16 protein-coding genes and 1 pseudogene are annotated in these 16,704 nt (G+C 68.7%); 10 read left to right on the forward strand and 7 right to left on the reverse strand.

Features of this window, described 5'->3' with window-relative positions; genetic code table 11:
• Positions 1 to 160: 160 nt before the first annotated feature.
• The 4 genes from FNH13_RS16405 to FNH13_RS16420 all read left to right on the forward strand — a co-directional run bounded on the left by FNH13_RS16405 (position 161) and on the right by FNH13_RS16420 (position 3,101).
• The gene (locus FNH13_RS16405; protein WP_143784442.1) at positions 161 to 1,600 is read left to right on the forward strand and encodes a helix-turn-helix domain-containing protein; all 1,440 of its coding nucleotides are present in this window, start codon (positions 161 to 163) and stop codon (positions 1,598 to 1,600) included.
• 181 nt (positions 1,601 to 1,781) lie between these two features.
• Complete coding sequence (locus tag FNH13_RS16410; RefSeq protein WP_143784443.1) at positions 1,782 to 2,156, forward strand: hypothetical protein; 375 nt, start codon at positions 1,782 to 1,784, stop codon at positions 2,154 to 2,156.
• A gap of 86 nt (positions 2,157 to 2,242) precedes the next feature.
• On the forward strand, positions 2,243 to 2,806 hold the full coding sequence (locus FNH13_RS16415) for a signal peptidase I (protein WP_143784444.1): 564 nt from the start codon (positions 2,243 to 2,245) through the stop codon (positions 2,804 to 2,806).
• The gene (locus FNH13_RS16420) at positions 2,799 to 3,101 is read left to right on the forward strand and encodes a hypothetical protein (protein ID WP_143784445.1); all 303 of its coding nucleotides are present in this window, start codon (positions 2,799 to 2,801) and stop codon (positions 3,099 to 3,101) included. The genes FNH13_RS16415 and FNH13_RS16420 overlap by 8 nt, the downstream gene beginning before the upstream one ends.
• Before the next feature lie 6 nt (positions 3,102 to 3,107).
• On the opposite strand, the gene FNH13_RS16425 is transcribed toward FNH13_RS16420, so the two are convergent.
• On the reverse strand, positions 3,108 to 3,398 hold the full coding sequence (locus FNH13_RS16425; protein ID WP_143784446.1) for a hypothetical protein: 291 nt from the start codon (positions 3,396 to 3,398) through the stop codon (positions 3,108 to 3,110).
• A gap of 127 nt (positions 3,399 to 3,525) precedes the next feature.
• On the opposite strand from FNH13_RS16425, the gene msrA reads away from it, so the two are divergent.
• On the forward strand, positions 3,526 to 4,215 hold the full coding sequence (msrA, locus tag FNH13_RS16430; protein ID WP_143784447.1) for a peptide-methionine (S)-S-oxide reductase MsrA: 690 nt from the start codon (positions 3,526 to 3,528) through the stop codon (positions 4,213 to 4,215).
• A gap of 129 nt (positions 4,216 to 4,344) precedes the next feature.
• Here msrA and hrpB read toward each other — a convergent pair whose 3' ends face one another.
• Both hrpB and FNH13_RS16440 read right to left on the reverse strand, forming a co-directional pair.
• On the reverse strand, positions 4,345 to 6,939 hold the full coding sequence (gene hrpB, locus FNH13_RS16435; RefSeq protein WP_143784448.1) for an ATP-dependent helicase HrpB: 2,595 nt from the start codon (positions 6,937 to 6,939) through the stop codon (positions 4,345 to 4,347).
• A 137-nt stretch (positions 6,940 to 7,076) separates the two neighbouring features.
• The gene (locus FNH13_RS16440; protein WP_143785188.1) at positions 7,077 to 8,918 is read right to left on the reverse strand and encodes a flavin-containing monooxygenase; all 1,842 of its coding nucleotides are present in this window, start codon (positions 8,916 to 8,918) and stop codon (positions 7,077 to 7,079) included.
• 139 nt (positions 8,919 to 9,057) lie between these two features.
• Between FNH13_RS16440 and FNH13_RS16445 the strand changes: the two genes are divergently transcribed.
• Positions 9,058 to 10,317, forward strand: a complete 1,260-nt coding sequence (locus FNH13_RS16445) for a helix-turn-helix domain-containing protein (RefSeq protein WP_143784449.1) — start codon at positions 9,058 to 9,060, stop codon at positions 10,315 to 10,317.
• Here the strand turns inward: FNH13_RS16445 and FNH13_RS16450 are convergent.
• Positions 10,281 to 10,907: a class I SAM-dependent methyltransferase gene (locus FNH13_RS16450; protein WP_143784450.1), complete on the reverse strand. Its 627-nt coding sequence runs from the start codon at positions 10,905 to 10,907 to the stop codon at positions 10,281 to 10,283. The two genes, FNH13_RS16445 and FNH13_RS16450, sit on opposite strands and share 37 nt — an antisense overlap.
• A gap of 12 nt (positions 10,908 to 10,919) precedes the next feature.
• A complete protein-coding gene (locus tag FNH13_RS16455; RefSeq protein WP_143784451.1) occupies positions 10,920 to 11,885 on the reverse strand; it encodes a hypothetical protein in 966 nt (321 codons plus the stop codon).
• A 123-nt stretch (positions 11,886 to 12,008) separates the two neighbouring features.
• Between FNH13_RS16455 and FNH13_RS16460 the strand changes: the two genes are divergently transcribed.
• The 4 genes and pseudogenes from FNH13_RS16460 to FNH13_RS16475 form a co-directional block, all read left to right on the forward strand.
• On the forward strand, positions 12,009 to 12,911 hold the full coding sequence (locus tag FNH13_RS16460; protein WP_143784452.1) for a fructosamine kinase family protein: 903 nt from the start codon (positions 12,009 to 12,011) through the stop codon (positions 12,909 to 12,911).
• 31 nt (positions 12,912 to 12,942) lie between these two features.
• Positions 12,943 to 13,635 carry a hypothetical protein gene (locus FNH13_RS16465; RefSeq protein ID WP_143784453.1) on the forward strand — a complete coding sequence of 231 codons (693 nt, stop codon included), beginning with the start codon at positions 12,943 to 12,945 and terminating at the stop codon, positions 13,633 to 13,635.
• Positions 13,617 to 13,814: a hypothetical protein gene (locus FNH13_RS16470; RefSeq protein ID WP_143784454.1), complete on the forward strand. Its 198-nt coding sequence runs from the start codon at positions 13,617 to 13,619 to the stop codon at positions 13,812 to 13,814. Before FNH13_RS16465 ends, FNH13_RS16470 begins: the two co-directional genes overlap by 19 nt.
• Positions 13,815 to 13,854: 40 nt before the next feature.
• Positions 13,855 to 14,373: pseudogene (locus tag FNH13_RS16475) on the forward strand (IS630 family transposase); the annotation flags it as partial.
• Here the strand turns inward: FNH13_RS16475 and FNH13_RS16480 are convergent.
• Both FNH13_RS16480 and FNH13_RS16485 read right to left on the reverse strand, forming a co-directional pair.
• Positions 14,370 to 15,038, reverse strand: a complete 669-nt coding sequence (locus FNH13_RS16480; protein WP_143784455.1) for a hypothetical protein — start codon at positions 15,036 to 15,038, stop codon at positions 14,370 to 14,372. The pseudogene FNH13_RS16475 and the gene FNH13_RS16480 sit on opposite strands and share 4 nt — an antisense overlap.
• Positions 15,039 to 15,617: 579 nt before the next feature.
• Positions 15,618 to 16,700, reverse strand: coding sequence for an IS630 family transposase (locus tag FNH13_RS16485; protein ID WP_143784456.1), 1,083 nt, complete (start codon positions 16,698 to 16,700; stop codon positions 15,618 to 15,620).
• Positions 16,701 to 16,704 lie beyond the last annotated feature (4 nt).

Consider the following 16,704-nt stretch of genomic DNA (forward strand, 5'->3'; position numbering starts at 1 on the left):
TCGGTGGGCGATTCCGCTCGGAAGCGCCGTTCTGTGCATGTGCCGGCGCCTTCGCAAGAAGTGCCGTTCTGGTGCGTTGCACCCACATTGGGTCAACTTCCACCCATTTTGCGACCAGGATGCCTGTAAATTTCTGCGTTTCTTGCGTTATTGTGGCGCAATGACAGATCTCGCGACTGGCCCTGACCCGATCACCATCGGTCGCCAGCTGCGCCACATCCGCCGCGGCACGGGCCGGACCCTTGATGACGTCGCGGGAGTGGCGGGCATCTCCAGCTCCGCCCTGTCGCTGCTGGAGAACGGCAAGCGCGAGGCCAAGGTCTCCACGCTCGCTGCCCTCGCGACGGCCCTGGGCACCGATCTCGCGGACCTGCTGCGCGCCCGGCCGCCGAGTCGTCGGGCCGCCCTGGAGATCGCTCTGGAGAAGGCCCAGCGTGCGGACTCGTTTGAGTCGCTGGGGGTGCCGGCCGTCAAGATCGGGCCGCGGCTACCCACCGAGGCTCTCGAGGCACTGGTCGGCATGCACGAGGCCCTCGCAGCAGTGCAGGCCGAGCGTGCCGCGACACCGGAGCAAGCTCGTCGGGCCAACGCAGAGCTGCGTCATCGGATGCGCGCCGCCAACAACTACTTCCCTGAGGTCGAGCAGGCAGCAGGTGACCTGCTGAAGGCGATCGACCACCGCGGGGGCCCGATCACCCGCACCGCGGTCAACAAGCTGGCAGCTCACCTCGGCTTCGACCTCGTGCACACCGCGGACCTGCCCACCTCCACCCGGTCCGTGACGGACCTGGCCAACCGCCGCATCTTCCTCCCCCAGCCGGATGCCGGACAGAGCGACTCACGCTCCCTGGCGCTGCAGGCACTGGGGCACGTCGTCCTCGGACATGAGGTGCCCGCTGACTATGGCGAGTTCCTCTCCCAGAGAGTCGAGATCAACTACTTCTCCGCCGCCCTTCTCATCCCGGAGAGCAGCGCCGTGCAGTTGCTCACGCGCGCCAAGGCCGCCAAGGACATCGCGATCGAGGATCTGCGTGACGCCTATGCCGTGTCCTACGAGACAGCAGCCCACCGGTTCACCAATCTGGCGACCCGTCACCTCGACCTGCCAGTGCACTTCATGCGCATCTCCGAGGCGGGGCTGATCTACAAGGCCTACGAGAACGACGGGGTCCGCTTCCCCAGCGATGCCACCGGAGCGATTGAGGGACAACGAGTCTGCCGCCACTGGACCGCACGCGTCGTCTTCGAGCAGCCCGATCTGTCCAACGCCTACCAGCAGTACACCGACACGGGGTCCGGCACCTACTGGTGCTCGGCCGTCGTGGACCGCACGCCCAACGGGACCTTCTCAGTCAGCGTCGGGGTGCCCTATGCACAGGTGAAGTGGATGCGCGGACGCGAGACGACCGAGCGCTCAAAGTCGCGTTGCCCCGACCCGACCTGCTGCGCCCAGCCGCCAGCCGAGCTGGCCCAGCGCTGGTCGGGCATGGCCTGGCCGAGCGCCCGCGTCCACTCCCACCTGCTCGCGGCCATGCCACCGGGCGTCTTCCCCGGGGTCGATGACACCGAGGTGCTGAATTTCCTCGAGGCGCAGGCCTGAGGCGCCTCCCCGTATTTCCTTGCCCCGCAGGCCAAGACCGGTAGACACCCTTCTCACCGCTACAGATGTGCGACACACGCGCGACCTCGGCGCGACACTCCCTTCCTACGGTGAGCGCATCTCGGGGGGATCCGCCCGCCGAGGCTCTGTGGAAATCCCCCTGTATGAGAAGAGGAATGTTATGAAGCGTGTAGCAACCGCGATCGTGGCTGGTGCCGCCGTCGCCAGCCTGGCCTACGCCTCCGCGTCGGTCTTGACCGTCAACGCCAAGCCCCTCCAGGCTGGCGGCGATTCCGTCACCTGCCAAGAGGCCGACAACCCCGTGGAGGTCGTTTGGGGCCTGGAGACAGGTAGCAACTCCGTAGGGTCCGTCACGGTGAAGAACATCGCCGAGGCTTGCTGGGACAGTGGGGCCAAGGTGTTCGTCGCGATCGACGGCGTTCCAGTGCTCAGTGGCGGCAACTCGCCGCTCATCACCGGCGCCTCGCACACGCTCGCGTTCCCGAGCCCGCGAGCACCGGAGAGCATCAACGACGTCCGGGTCTACTTCGGCTGAGCCCTCCCACAACTGGTGGTCCGGTGGCTCCTCGGGGGGAGCCACCGGACCACCGTCAGCAACCGCAATCGCCCGAAGGAGCCAACATGACCCGACGCCTCGTGTCCTGGGGGCTACTCGCGCTATTCCTCGTCGCGTGGGCGTTCACGCTGCGCCCGGTCGCTCTGGGTGGCCCAGCGACCTTCGTCGTCGTGACAGGCCAGAGCATGGAGCCGACCTACCACGACGGCGACTTCGTCGTACTCCGTGCCCAGGACACCTACGCGCAGGGTGACATCGTCTCCTTCCCGGTCCCCGAAGGAGAGCCCGGCGCCGGAGCGCTGATCATCCACCGCATCATCGGCGGCACACCCGATGCCTTCACGATCCAGGGCGACAACAACGACCACGTCGACGAGTGGACACCATCAGAGTGGGACGTCCTCGGTGCTGAGTGGTTCACCGTGCCTCAGGTCGGCGCCTTCCTCCAGAAGCTCTCCGACCCCACGCTGCTGGCGGCGCTCGCCGGCGGCATCGTCACCGTCATGGTCTTCCTGCGACCCGCAAAGCCGACTGCCGGAGGACAACCGGACCAGGAGACCGAGGATGAGTCCGCTCCATCACCCGAGGGCGGCCAGCCCACCGATACGGCGGTCTCGGCCCATGCGTGATCGACACTTCTCGCTCTTGTCGGCCGCAGGACTGGGCCTGGCGTCACTACTGGCGCTGCAGACGGCGTCGGCCAGCACGCTGGAGGTGCGGGCGACACCGCTGCACGCCTGGGACATCCCTCACGTGCAACTCCTGGTCCCGGAAGACGCTCCGCCCCCACCGGCCCGACCGCCTGAGGTGCCGGGCACACCTGAGGAAGGAGCCGACATACCGCCCGAGGTTCCGGGCACAACGGAGGAAGGGGCCGACATACCGGCCGAGGGTCCGATTGCGGACGTGCCTGTCGAGCCCTGATCCAGATCAGTCCAGCAGCTGCCACACGGCCATGATCAGCAGGAGCAGCGCGCCGACGGCCAGGAGGACCAGACCGCCGAGGATCTTGGGGCGGGCAGCCGCCGGATCGGGACCAGGGCCCTCGACGCCGAAGCCGACCTCGGTGCCGATGTCCAGAGTGCCCGGCGGCCCGCCGAAGCCACCCTTGCTGCCCATCTGCGACAGTGCCTCGGCACGCTCGCGTCGGCCCCACAGATAAAGGGCAGCGCCCAGCAGGATCAGCAGCACAGGCAATCCGAACCGCAGCGCAACGTCCATGGGACGCAAACCTGCCACATGACCAGGTCGGTCGCGACCAGAACACGCCCTGGACGGCCCGGGACGAGCCGTGCAGCGCAAGCCCTCGGCGGGTGTTTATCAGGACGGGTCGGCGCATACTGGAGTCATGCGTCAGAGCCCACCCCAGATCCCAGGTCCTCCACTGCCCGGCCGCGACGAGGCACTGCCCGACATCCCCAAGACCCATGAGGTGCTCGGCACCCCGCTGCACGGCCCGTGGGGAGACCACGCCGAGCTCCTCTACATCGGCATGGGCTGCTTCTGGGGCGCCGAGCGCATCTTCTGGAAACTGCCCGGGGTGATCACGACGGCCGCTGGCTACATGGGTGGCAGCACGCCGAACCCGACCTACGAGGAGGTATGCACCGGGCGCACCGGGCACACCGAGGCGGTGCTGATCGCCTATGACCGCTCGCAGACCGACCCCGAGACCCTGCTCAAGGAGTTCTGGGAGAACCACGACTCCACCACACCGGACCGGCAGGGCAACGACCGCGGCACGCAGTATCGCTCCGCGATCTACTGGACGACCCAGGAGCAGGAGGCGGCAGCGCTGGCCACCCATGACGCCTTCCAGCAGGTGCTGACCGACAACGGCTACGGCCAGATCAGCACCGAGTTGGCGTCCGCGTCAGAGGTCGGGGCTTTCTACTACGCCGAGCGGTTCCACCAGCAGTACCTCCACAAGAACCCCTTCGGCTACTGCAACCACGGTCCCAACGGCATGACCTGCCCGGTCGGCCTGCTGCGTCAGGACCAGCTGCCTAGTCAGGAGTCGGTGCTCGGGCGGGAGTGAACGCCCAGGAGCTCTCCAGCTCCGCTGAGCCGGGAGTGCTTCCGCGCCGGCGACGTGGTGGATCCCCTGCCTCCAGTGACCAGCATCCGGAGCGCCGGCCGTCACAGCGCGAGGCAGCCGTGGCCCGGGCTAGATCCGCCGGCGGGTCCGTGCTGTCGCCGGGGCAGTCCACGGATCCTCCGGCCACGGGTGCTTCGGATAACGTCCCCGCATCTCGGCCCTCACCTGGGCATAGGGACCGGACCAGAACGAGGCCAGGTCATCGGTGACGGCGAGCGGTCGCCCAGCTGGTGAGAGCAGGTGGAACAGGACCGGTACCCCGGCCACCTGCGGCGTCTGCGCCCACCCGAAACACTCCTGGAGCTTGACCGCCACGACGGGGCGACCAGTCGGGTCATCCACGGCGGGATAGTCGATCCGCACGTCCCGCCCGCTCGGCACCGTGAGGCGCTCCGGTGCCAGCTCCCCCAGCCTGGACGCCTCGGGCCAGGGCAGCAATCGGCGCAGCGGGTCGTGCAGGTCGATCCGGTCTGTCCGACCGCCGTCGGCGAGCGCGTCGATCTCCGGTCCGAGCCACTCCCGCCACCGGGCGGTCAGGGCCGCTTCGGACATGTCCGGCCACGGCTCACCGCGCACCCGGTGCAGCAGTGCCAGTCGGCGCCGGAGCGCGTCGGCGGCCGGGGACCAGGTGAAGATCCCCAGTCCGTGGGTCGCGAGCGCGGACTCAAGGCCTGCCCGGGCCTCTGTGGCGCTGGGGCGCACCGGCGAGGAGGAGAGTTCGATGGCGCCCAGGGTGCGGACTCGCCGGGCGGTCACCCGGTGGTCGCGGAAGGTCACTGTCGTGCTGTGCGTGAGCAACCCTGCCCCCGCCAGCTCCGCGGTCCGACGACTCAACGGTGCCGCGACGCGGATCACCGCCCCGGTCCCGGCGGCCACCCGTCCCTCGACCCTGGCCACCTCCGCGACGGCGAGCCACTCGTGCCCGTGCAGTCCTCCGGGTGGGAGGGCGGCCCGGGTGCCGGAGGCGAGCAGATAGACCTCCCCGGTCCGCCGTGCGACCCGGTCCGGGTGGGCCAGGGCGACGACCAGCCCACTGGCATCACGCACGTCCACGCCGGACCGGTCCCCGGCCCTCGTGCTCGCTCCCGGCGGCCTCCCCACCTCCTCGCGCGCGTTCCGCTCGGACGACCGCGTATGCCGGTCAACCAGGTCCTGCAGGCGCCGCACCTCCTCCTTCCACCGACCCGCGGCAGGTGCGCTGCCCCGGCGCAGATCACGAAGGAGGGCGGCCAGGTCTGCCCCGTCCGGGCGGTGGTCGTCAGCGAGGGCGGCCACCACCTCGGCAGCGGTGCGCCGGCCCACGAGGTCGGCCCCGTCCAGCAGTGCCCGTGCCAGGCGGGGATCAGCCGGCACCTCTGCCAGTCGTCGCCCCAGCCGGGTCCCCCGGCCCTGCTCGTCGACCGCACCGAGGCGGCGCAGCACCGTCTCGGCGTCGGCCACGGCCCCAATGGGCAGGGCATCAGGCAGGGCCAGCCCCTCGCCCCGCGGGGACCCCCAGCACGCCAGTGTCAGCGCGGGGGCGACCAGGTCGGCCACGGAGACCTCAGGGGTGATGTGCGCCGGCATGGCCGCGAAGGTGACTTCGTCATAGCACCGGACCGCGACCCCCGGCCCTTGACGGGCAGCACGGCCAGCCCGTTGGATCGCGGCGTCCCGCGAGGCCGCCACGGTGACCAGCCCGGACATGTCCCGGGCGGCATCGCGACGAGGCTCCCGGGCCAGCCCGGCATCGACCACGAGGCGGACCCCGGGCACGGTCAGCGAGGACTCCGCGAGCGCGGTCGAGACCACGATCCGCGGCGGGTCCGCCGGCCCCGATCCCGCAGTCACCCGGTCCTGCGCGCGGCCATCGAGCCGTCCGTGCAGCTCCAGGACGTCGCTCCCCGGCACCAGCTGACGCACCCGGCGTGCGACCCGCTCCACCTCCCGGACGCCGGGAACAAACACCAGCGCATCCGGTGGGACGGCAAGCCCGAGGGCGGACGCTGCGCCAGAGTGTGCCTCGGCCACGGTGACGGCAACGTGCTCCAGGAAACTGTCGGCAACCCCCCTCGCATCGGTGCGGGCACCCGGTGGCGGCGCCCACCGGATGTCCAACGAGTGCAGGGCCGACGGACAGTCCACGATCGGTGCGGAGCCGGCCGTGCCGTCCCCCAGCAGGGCGGCGAATCGTGGCGCATCGAGCGTGGCGGACATGGCCAGGAGCACGAGGTCCTCGCGCAGGGCGCGGACCTCAGCCACCATCCCGACCAGCAGGTCGCTCTCCAGGCCGCGCTCATGCACCTCGTCGAGGATCACGGCGCCGACTCCCGGCAGGTCCGGGTCGGACAGCAACCGCCGCACCAGGATCCCCGGCGTGCAGAACTCCACTCGCGTTGTGCCGGACACCACTCGCTCGCCGCGCACGGTGAACCCGGCGAATCTGCCCAGCGGCTCCCCCGTCAGCGTCGCCAGCCGACGGGCCGCTGCCCGGGCCGCGATGCGGCGGGGCTGCACCACGATCACACGGCCGGGGACCAGGTCGACCAGCGCCGGCGGCGCGAGCGTGGTCTTGCCGGTGCCCGGCGGCGCCTGGACAACGGCGACGCCGCGGTCGCGCACCGCAGCCCGCAGGGCCGGCACGGCGGCCGCGAACGGCAGGTCGCTCTCACTCCACAGGCGCATCAGGGCCAGTCTCGCAGTGCCGCGGCAGCACGGAGATCACCAGGGCGCAGGTCAGCGCCGACGGTGCACCAGCGCACGCATCACACCGACGGTGCACCAGCGCACGCATCACACCGACAGTGCACCAGCGCACCGGGTCACTGCAGGTGGTGCACCGGCGCCCTGTTGTAGACGGGCGTGTCGAGCCCCTCCAAGCGCGCCTTCAGCTGCAGCGCTAGATAGAGGGAGTAGTGGCGCGACTGGTGCAGGTTGCCGCCGTGGAACCACAGCGCCTCCTGCTGGGTCGGCTTCCACATGTTGCGCTGCTCGCCCTCCCACGGACCGGGATCCTTGGTGGTGTCCGAGCCCAGGCCCCACACCTTGCCGACCGTGTCGGCGACCTCCTGGCTGATCAGGTCGGCGGCCCACCCGTTCATCGATCCGTAGCCGGTGGCATAGACCACCAGGTCAGCCTCCAGCTCAGTGCCGTCGCTCAGCACGACGGAGCGCTCTGTCAGGTGGTCGACCTGCCCCTGGACCAGCTTCACCTGCCCGTTGGCGACCAGGTCGGCCGCACCCACGTCGATGTAGTAGCCGGATCCGCGCCGCAGGTACTTCAGGAACAGCCCGGAGTCGTCGTCTCCGAAGTCGAGCTGGAAGCCGGCGGCCTCCAGACGCGCATAGAAGTCGGCGTCGATCTCGCGCATCCTGTCGTAGAGCGGGATCTGGAAGGTGTGCATGATCCGGTAGGGCAGCGAGGCGAAGATCAGGTCGGCCTTCTCGGTGGTCACTCCGGCGGCGAGCGCCCGCTCTGAGTAGAGATCCCCGAGCCCGACCTCCATGAGGGTCTCACTGCGGACGATGTGGGTGGAGGAGCGCTGCACCATCGTCACGTCGGCACCGTGCTCCCAGAGCGCGCCACAGATGTCGAAGGCCGAGTTGTTGGACCCGATGATCACGCACTTCTTGCCCGCATAGGCATCCGGTCCCGGGTGGGCTGAGGAGTGGTGCTGCTCCCCGGCGAAGACGTCCTGCCCCGGCAGCACGGGGACATGGGGCTTGCCCGACATCCCGGTCGCCAGGACCAGGTGGGTGGGCCGCAGGGTCACCGGGGTGCCGTCGCGCTCAACCTCGACGGTCCACTCCCCGTCCTCGGAGGAGTATGCCGCGTGCGTGGCGATGGTGGACGACCAGTAGGGCACCTCCATCACCGTGGTGTAGCTCTCCAGCCAGTCCGCGATCTTGTCCTTGGGCGCAAAGACCGGCCAGTTGTCGGGGAACTTCAGATAGGGCAGGTGGTCATACCAGACCGGGTCGTGCAGGCACAGCGACTTGTAGCGGCCGCGCCACTGGTCACCGGGCCGGGCGTGCTTGTCCACGACGAGGGACGGGACGCCCAGCTGGCGCAGCCGCGCGCCCAGGGCGATGCCACCCTGTCCCCCACCGACCACGAGGACGTAGGGCTGTGAGGTGGTGCCGACGCCGGCGTCCTCGGCCTGCCGACGCTCCAACCAGGTCACCCGGTCCTTGGTCGCGCCGTGCTCTGCACCCTGGGGCCGGCGGTGGCCGCGCGGCTCCTCGTGACCCTTGAGCTCGGAGAGCGCGGTGAGCAGGGTCCAGGCCTTGGTGCCGTCGTCCTCGGTGATCAGCCGGACCAGGCCCTGGCCGCGCCCGACCGCGGTCTCAAAGGTGAACCAGGCGGTCGTCACCCCGTCCGCGGTCTCCGGCGGCTCGGAGGTGGCAAAGCTGCTGGGGGCGGCGTGGCCGAGGGTGTTGGTCAGCAGGTCACGCACCCCGGCGGGGTGCTCGACGGTGGTGATATTCCAGGAGAGCGCGATCAGGTCGCGCCAGTAGCTCTCCTGCGCGAACAGGTCGGCAGCGGCGGCAACGTCCTCGGCCGCAAGGGCTGCCTCAAAGGCCGCGAACCACTCGGCGGCGACCTGTTGCGGTCCCTTGTCCTGACTCGTCGGGTCCTGGGCCTGCGTCTGCTCGGGGTCCATCGTCTGGGTCACGGTCTGACTCCTTTGAGGTGCGGTAACGTGACCTAGGTAACACTGCCGGGAGCGCCGAGGACAGGGTTGCAGAAGGTTGCAGACCCCGATCTGGCGGCGGCCCCCGCCGAGATCCTTGGGAGGGCCAGTGGAGTCGACCGAGCTGGCCCGCCGCCGTGCCCGCGAGGCTCACCTGTCCGGCACCACCCCAGCGCAGCCGGGGCGCACCGACATCCAGGCGTCCTGGCGCCGCGTGAGCGCGGCCGGCGTGGACCCGCACGGGCACGCCGACATCCCGCCGCTGACGGAGTCGGAGGTGCACCACCGCCGCTCGACCACCGGACTCGAGGGACTCCTGGCGCTGCTGGAGTCCTCCCTGGAGGCGGTCGTCGACGCGGGCCACCTGCTGGTCGTCAGCGACGCCGAGGGGCGGGTGCTGTGGCGTCGTGGCCGCCCGCCCGTCCGCCGGATGGCCGACGACCTGGGCTTTGTGGCCGGGTCGGCGTGGACGGAAGGCAATGTCGGCACCAACGCCATCGGGACCGCCCTGGTCCTCGGGGAGCCCGTCCAGATCCAGGGCTCGGAGCACTTCGTGGAGTCCCACGCCCGCTGGGGCTGCTCGGCCGCACCGCTGCGTGACCCCTGGACCGGGCAGCTCCTCGGGGTCGTGGACATCAGCGGGCCGAGGACCGCCACCCATCCGGTGCTCGTCTCGACCGTGGCGCTCGCGGCACGCCTGGCCGAGCTGGAGCTGCTGGAACGGCACCGCCAAGCCCTCGACGAGCTGCGGACCGCCTCCGCCCACCTGCTGGGCGGCATCGACGGACCGGCGGCCGTGATCGACCCGAGCGGTCACGTCGCGGCGAGCTCCGGGTTGGTCGGGCACCAGATCGTCTCCCTGCCCGACAACCCCCAACCAGGACGCCTCCACCTCCCAGGCCTCGGGGACGTGCTGCTTGACCCGCTCCCCGGTGGCTGGTTGCTGCGCCGGGACCACGAGGAGGCTCCTGCCACCCGGGCGGTGCTCGACCTGACTGCTGAGCCGATGATCGAGGTGTATGCCGGCTCGGCCCGATGGACGCGCCGACTCACCCCGCGCCACGCGGAGCTGCTGGTCGCGCTGGTCCGGGTCGGGCAGGTCGGGCTGCGCGCCACGGAGCTGGCAGACGCCGTCTTCGCCGACCCCGGCCGGGTCGTGACGATCCGCGCGGAGATGTGCCGGCTCCGCAAGACCCTCGGCAGTCTGATCCTGGCCCGCCCCTACCGGCTCGCCCCGTCGGTGCAGGTGCAGACCCAGTGGCCGCTGGCCCCCGCCGTCCTGCTGCCCGGCTCCAGCGCCCCCGTGGTGTACGCCACCCGCAGGTGGTTGGCTCAGGAGAGCGGCTCGGCGCGCCCTCGGCAGACATAACCCCACGGGCGGGATAGGTGGGGGCCGGGGAGATACCAGGACTCCACCTCGGGCACCGCGAACCCGGCCGCTTCAAGCAGGTCCGGGGTCCAGCGGGTCAGGTGGCAACCACCCGCGAGACGTCCCTGCAGTGGGTTGAGCCGGCGCTGCCAGCGCTGCACCTCCTCATCCGGGGAGAGCCCGTGCTCCAGGAAGTGCAGCCGCCCACCGGGGCGCAGCACCCGCCGGGCCTGCCTCAGCACCGCGGCCGGGTCCTGGACCGTGCACAGTGAGAAGGTCACCAGCACGGCATCCACGCTGGCGTCGTCCAGGCTGAGCGACTCCGCACGCCGATCGGTGCGCGTCACCGGCACGGGGCTGGCCGCGACAGCCTCTGCAGCGAGCTCCCAGGCCAGATCGGATGGCTCCACCGCTGCCAGCGAGCGCACCGCAGTCGGCAGGTGAGGCAGGTTCAGCCCGGTGCCGAAGCCGATCTCCACCACATCGCCGCTCAGCCCGGCACACACCCGCGCCCGATAACCGGCCACCACCGGGTTATCCAAGGTGGCATGGGTCAGCCGGGGCACCACGCGCTCGGTCCACCAGCCCACGATGCCAGTGTGTCAGGAGCGATCCGCGTCGTGCCAGCGCAGGGCCCGCAGCGCGCGCAGCGTGTTCCACCGGCTCGGCGCACCGTCACCGTCCTCCAGCTCGAAGTGGATGAGGCCGGGGTGGGTGTTCTCCTGCAGCCACCATCCATCGGGCTGCCGTCGCTCCCGGACCTGCTCGACGGCCCGCGCCAGCCGCGGGTCCGGTGCCCCACCTACGGCACGGAAGTAGTCGAGCCCGCGCAGCAGGTCATAGTGCCACTGGGTCGGGAAGGAGAACTGCAACCAGTCCGGATCGACCACCTCCCCGGTGCTGGCCCGGCGGAACAGCCAACGGCTCAGGAGATACTCCTCCCCCGCCCGGCGCGCTGCCGAGACGTCCTGGGTGCCGCCGGCCCGCTCATACTCCAACAGCCCCTCCAGCACGCAGATCGTGGTGTGAAACGAGGAGCGCGTCGAGCCGTTCTCCGCCTCGCAGTTCCACCCGCCGTCCTCCAGCTGCTCACCGAGCAGACGGGTGACGATGCCCTCGACGTCCTGCCCGAAGTAGGCACCGATCGCGACCGTGCCCCCGTTGATGCAGGGCTCGACCTCGCCCTCGAAGAAGGGCTCGCCGGCATACTCCCACCGGCAGTGCTCCCGGACCCCCTCCACCGCGGCGCGCACCGACGGGTCGGCAGGATCAACCCCGCACTCGCGCAGCAACCGCAGCGTCGGCAGGGTCGCCACCCAGGGTTGCCCGTCCGGGTCGCCGACGACCGGTCCGGGTGGGCGCCAGCCCCGGCCCGGGAAGCACGCTCCGCCGGCCCACTGCCCGTCGGCCTGCAGCCCCAGCAACCGGTGGCCCCAGCCCTCGCGGGCCACGCGGGCACGCTCAGTCACCACCTCCTCAGCGGGAGCACCAGTCAGGTCGCGCAGCACCTGCCAGCGGATCGCCGGGTCGCCGGCCAGGAGCCAGTCCGTGATCTCGTTGTCGTCCATGAACGCGACGATAGGACCGATTGCGGACGGACTGCTTCCGGTATCTGGCCGTCTTCCGACTGCGCGGACCGCCGCGCGCTGACAGGCTGGGTCCTGACAGCCGAGGCCCACGAAGGGAGCACCATGGAGGAGGACAGCCTGCCTGCAGACCTGGTCGCCGACCTGCAGGTGCAGCGGGCCACACCGGTGCGTGGCGGTGACATCGCACAGGCCTACCGCCTGGACACAGCGCACGGTCCGCTCTTTGCCAAGACCCACGCCTCACCCTCACCCGGCATGTTTGAGCGAGAGGCTGCCGGGCTGCGTGCGCTTCGCGAGCACTGCCCCGAGGAGGTGGGCGTCCCGCAGGTTCTGCGTGAGTCCTCCAGCGGCCTGGTGCTCGAGTGGATCGAGGAGGACGGTATGCCGGCACGCCAGACCGAGGTCGCCCTCGGCCGGTCCCTGGCTCACCTCCACGGTGCCGGATCAGGGCCTGGGGTCGACGGCTCGGGGACCAGCGGGGATCCCGTCGGCTTCGGAGGACTGGCAGGTGACAGCCACGGCTACCTCGGCTCGGTCCCCGTTGACCTAACGCCGACGCCGAGCTGGCCGGAGTTCTACCTGCGCCGACGCCTTGCTCCCCTGGTGACCCGCGCGGTGGGTGAGTGCCGGCTCGACCCGGCAGCGACCGGCATACTGTCCGAGCTCGAACCCCGGGCCGAGGAACTGTGCGGCCCGATCAGCAGCCCTGCCCTGCTGCACGGGGACCTGTGGGGCGGCAACCGGCTCGTGGACACGACCGGTCGCAACTGGCTCATCGACCCGGCCTGCTTCTGGGGACACCCCGAGGTCGACCTGGCGATGATGCAGCTGTTCGGTGGCTTCGGCCCGGAGTGCCTCGACGCCTACCAGGAGGTCAGCCCGCTCGCCGACAACTGGCGCGAGCGCGTGCCCTGGTATCAGCTGGCGCCGCTCCTCGTGCACGCGATCCTGTTCGGCGGCGGCTACGGAGCCGCCGCGCTGCGGGCGCTGACCCGCTACCGCTAGTGCGGCGCGTCGTTAGTTCCTAAACAGTTACTTGGCCGACACCACCGTCGACCTCCCGTTGGACACCAAGAACGAGGAGAGCGGGGAGGACGAGGTGTTCACGATGCGGCAAATCACCCGGATCGATGACAAGAAAGGCGTGCCCAAGCAACTGCACATCCTGACCACCCGCACCGACCTGAGCGCGGGCGAGGTCGTGTACCGGATGGGGTCAAGGTGGCGTCAGGAAAACTACTTCCGGTACGCCCGGATGCACTTCGACCTCGACTCCCACGACTCCTACGCCTCCACCGTGGACGACCCGCAGCGGTCGGTGCCCAACCCGGCCAAGAAACGCGCCTACCAAGTCGTGACCGCGGCCCGGGCACGGTACGAACGTGCCGTCGCCAGTACTGACGCCGCGCTCCTGGCCGCGCGTTCACCCCGACCAGGCCAGGACGTGGTGATCAGTAACGAGGAGCATGACCGGCTGACCGAGAACCTGCGGGGCGCCGAGGCCGAACTGACGACCACACAAGCCGCGCACAAGGAGTTGCCGGTGCGGGTGCGCCTGGGCGATCTACACCCGGGCCAGCAGGTCCTGGACACCCAGACGAAGCTGGTGCACCACTGCATCAGGATTGCCGCGTTCAACACCGCCACGACGATCGCCCGGGGGTCCGGGTCCACACCACCTACGCCAGGGCCAACCACGAAGCCCACGGGTTGGCCCGGCAGATCCTGACCGGCACCGGTGACATCGACCCCACCGTTGACGGGATGCTGACGATCCGCCTCGACCCGTTACCCACCGCCCGGGCCACCGCCGCTGCCGCGGAGCTGTGCGAGCACCTGACCGCGACGAACACGACCTACCCAGGCACTAACCTCACGATGCGTTACGAGGTCAAAACCCGCCCCTGAGGCTGCAAGAACTATCGCCCCATGTCAAGAGTCCTGGGACCGGACCGCACCGATGCTGCCGATGCAGCCCGGCCTGCCGCAGCGGCGCACCCATGACTACAAGCGGCACGGCACCACGACCCTGTTCGCGGCGCTGGAGATCGCCACGGGCAAGGTCACCGGGGCGTGCAAGCCGCGCCACCGGCACCAGGAGTTCCTGGCCTTCCTCAAACAGGTCGCCCGCGCCTACCCCGAAGGCGAGCTGCACCTGGTGATGGACAACTACGCCACCCACAAGAAGGCCGAGGTGCGGGCCTGGCTGGCCAAGAACCCCCGTATCCACGTTCACCACACCCCCACGTCCGGGTCTTGGCTGAACCTGGTCGAGGTCTGGTTCTCCATCATCGAGCGCCAGGCCATCCACCGCGGGTCCTTCGGCTCGGTCAAGGACCTCAACGCCAAGATCCGCGCCTTCATCGACGGCTGGAACGACCGGTGCCACCCGTTCGTGTGGACCAAGACCGCCGACGAGATCCTCAAGAAAGCGAACCGTCAAGCAACTTCAAACGCGGCCCACTAGTCCGTAGCCAACTTCTGCACATCCCTGAGGAAAGTAGCAGAGACCTCTGACTCCTCTAGAGCACTGACTTTTCCTGTTGCATCATCGTACTGCAAGACGGCTTGGTCGCTATTCAGTGGCGAAGCGGGCATATCCGACCCGTACTCCTCAAGAAAGAATACAAAATCCTCTTCTGCGTCAATCGCCAACCTTGGGGCACCCTGCAAAACGAAGTCAGTATCGTCTATCTTTCCGCCCGGAATCTTGACCTCAATCGTGTCTCTGGTCGGTTCAAAGTCTGATAGTTCGCGCTTAACGACATCTTCGATCTGTACGGTATAGACCGTGAACACCATATCAGCAGGCACTGGCTTTCCAATCTGCTCCCCGGCTTGGGCATTCACCGCTTCGTCATCAGTCACCATGGGGATAGATATGTCGATTACCTCTACTCGCTGCGCAATGATCTTGCCAGTGACGACGGTAGTCGAGGAGGCATACATGTCAGCGGCGGTCTCATAGTAGGGGAAGTCTGCGCTGCTAATGTGAGTTGCGACCTCTTCCCGCACCTCGCCGCCGGGAGCGGAGCGTTCTTCATCTCCAGTCCCACAGCCAGACACTCCGATCATTCCTGCTGTCACCGCACCAAGGAGGCCGATCTTGCAGTGCTTAAAGATTGTAAGCATCCCTCACTCCTTCAGTATCGTATACATACGGAGACATTCGGGTTCGATCCCGGGTGTACTTCATAATCGAGAGCGAAGTGGTCGAGGGGTTGTCGGCCTGGCTTAAGGCATGCCCGAACTCATGCGTAGACGTGCCGCGAGCCCAGCTGGACAAGTTGGTACCGGCGTCGCGGGAGAGAGTCCGAGTGTTCAGTCTGATGGTGAAAGTGCGGTTCGCTCGGGTGCCCCCTGCATCGTAGTGCCCATACCAGGTGGCGGTGTAAGAACCGGCTGTGACTGTCCGCGATGGCGTCGGGTCCAGTACCGTGATCTTGGGTCTCGGTGCGCCAACATTATTCCAACTATTCACCCCCGACTTGATGTGGTCATACCACGTGCTGTTGACACCCGTGATCTGGACGTTGAATATGTGCGTCCCAACACCCGCGGACCAGTACGTGGCATTCGATGGCAGGGCAGAGGCGAGAAGCAAGGTAGTGCTAGCGAAGACAACCGCTACAGCACGTCGCAAACGACGGCTTCTGGTGCAACTGCTGGGTCCAGTCATGCTGGACTGTACCTCGTGTGTGATTTTCACCGCTAGTGTCCCGCGCCGTTAGTTCGTTTTAGAAGTCGCGCGAGCGAGGTGAGGATCTCCTCGGCGGTCTTGGTCCAGATGAACGGCTTGGGGTTCTCGTTCCATGCCTTGACCCACTTGCGGATGTCGGCCTCGAGCGCTTGGACGCTGCGGTGATCGGAGCGTTGCAGGAGATCTGCGGTGACGTAGGCGAAGAACCGCTCGACCTGGTTGATCCAGGAGGAGTAGGTCGGGGTGAAGTGCATGTGGAACCGCGGATGGCTCTCGAGCCACTTCTTGATGCTGGGGTGCTTATGGGTGCCGTAGTTGTCGCAGACGAGGTGCACGTCGAGGTCGTCGGGAACCTCAGTGTCGATCTTGGTCAAGAACTTCTTGAACTCCAATGCCCGGTGGCGCCGGTGCAGGGAGGAGATCACGGTGCCATCGGCGATGTTGAACGCCGCGAACAAGCTGGTGGTGCCGTGGCGCACGTAGTCGTGGGTGCGCTTCTCGGGCATGCCCGGCATCATCGGGAACGCTGGCTGGGAGCGAGCCAGCGCCTGCACCTGACTTTTTTCATCGACGCACAACACCACCGCGGACTCAGGTGGGTCGATGTACAGTCCGACCACGTCGTAGACCTTGTCCACGAACAGCGGATCGTTGGACATCTTGAACCCATCGGCACGGTGCGGCTTGAGCTCGAAGGCTTTCCAGATCCGCCCGATCGTGGACTTGCTCAGCCCGCTGCGCTGCGCCATCTTGTCCCGGGTCCAGTGCGTGGCGTTCTTCGGCGTGGACTCCAGCGTCGCGACCACCACGTCCTCGACCTGCTCGACGGTGACCGTGGGCGGCCGGCCCGGACGCGGGTCATCAACCAGCCCGTCCAGGCGCAACTCGAGGAACCGCGAGCGCCACTTGCCCACCGTGGGCTGGGAGATGTCGAGCTGTACCGCGACATCCTTGTTCGAGGCGCCCGTGGCGCAGGCCAGCACGATCCGTGAGCGCAACGCCAGCGCCTGGGAGGACTTACGCCGCCGCGCCCAGCGCACCAACTGCTCGCGCTCCTCCTCGGTCAGCTCCAGCACGGCCTTGGAGCGTGGCATACCC

The sequence above is a fragment of the Ornithinimicrobium ciconiae genome, assembly GCF_007197575.1.
GTDB classification, from domain to species: domain Bacteria; phylum Actinomycetota; class Actinomycetes; order Actinomycetales; family Dermatophilaceae; genus Ornithinicoccus; species Ornithinicoccus ciconiae.

What these genes read in the sequence shown, in the direction of transcription:
- FNH13_RS16405 (WP_143784442.1), top strand. Translation starts at nt 161, where the DNA reads ATGACAGATCTCGCGACTGGCCCTGACCCGATCACCATCGGTCGCCAG.
- FNH13_RS16410 (WP_143784443.1), top strand. Translation starts at nt 1,782, where the DNA reads ATGAAGCGTGTAGCAACCGCGATCGTGGCTGGTGCCGCCGTCGCCAGC.
- FNH13_RS16415 (WP_143784444.1), top strand. Translation starts at nt 2,243, where the DNA reads ATGACCCGACGCCTCGTGTCCTGGGGGCTACTCGCGCTATTCCTCGTC.
- FNH13_RS16420 (WP_143784445.1), top strand. Translation starts at nt 2,799, where the DNA reads ATGCGTGATCGACACTTCTCGCTCTTGTCGGCCGCAGGACTGGGCCTG.
- FNH13_RS16425 (WP_143784446.1), bottom strand. Translation starts at nt 3,398, where the DNA reads ATGGACGTTGCGCTGCGGTTCGGATTGCCTGTGCTGCTGATCCTGCTG.
- msrA (WP_143784447.1), top strand. Translation starts at nt 3,526, where the DNA reads ATGCGTCAGAGCCCACCCCAGATCCCAGGTCCTCCACTGCCCGGCCGC.
- hrpB (WP_143784448.1), bottom strand. Translation starts at nt 6,939, where the DNA reads ATGCGCCTGTGGAGTGAGAGCGACCTGCCGTTCGCGGCCGCCGTGCCG.
- FNH13_RS16440 (WP_143785188.1), bottom strand. Translation starts at nt 8,918, where the DNA reads ATGGACCCCGAGCAGACGCAGGCCCAGGACCCGACGAGTCAGGACAAG.
- FNH13_RS16455 (WP_143784451.1), bottom strand. Translation starts at nt 11,885, where the DNA reads ATGGACGACAACGAGATCACGGACTGGCTCCTGGCCGGCGACCCGGCG.
- FNH13_RS16460 (WP_143784452.1), top strand. Translation starts at nt 12,009, where the DNA reads ATGGAGGAGGACAGCCTGCCTGCAGACCTGGTCGCCGACCTGCAGGTG.
- FNH13_RS16480 (WP_143784455.1), bottom strand. Translation starts at nt 15,038, where the DNA reads ATGCTTACAATCTTTAAGCACTGCAAGATCGGCCTCCTTGGTGCGGTG.
- FNH13_RS16485 (WP_143784456.1), bottom strand. Translation starts at nt 16,700, where the DNA reads ATGCCACGCTCCAAGGCCGTGCTGGAGCTGACCGAGGAGGAGCGCGAG.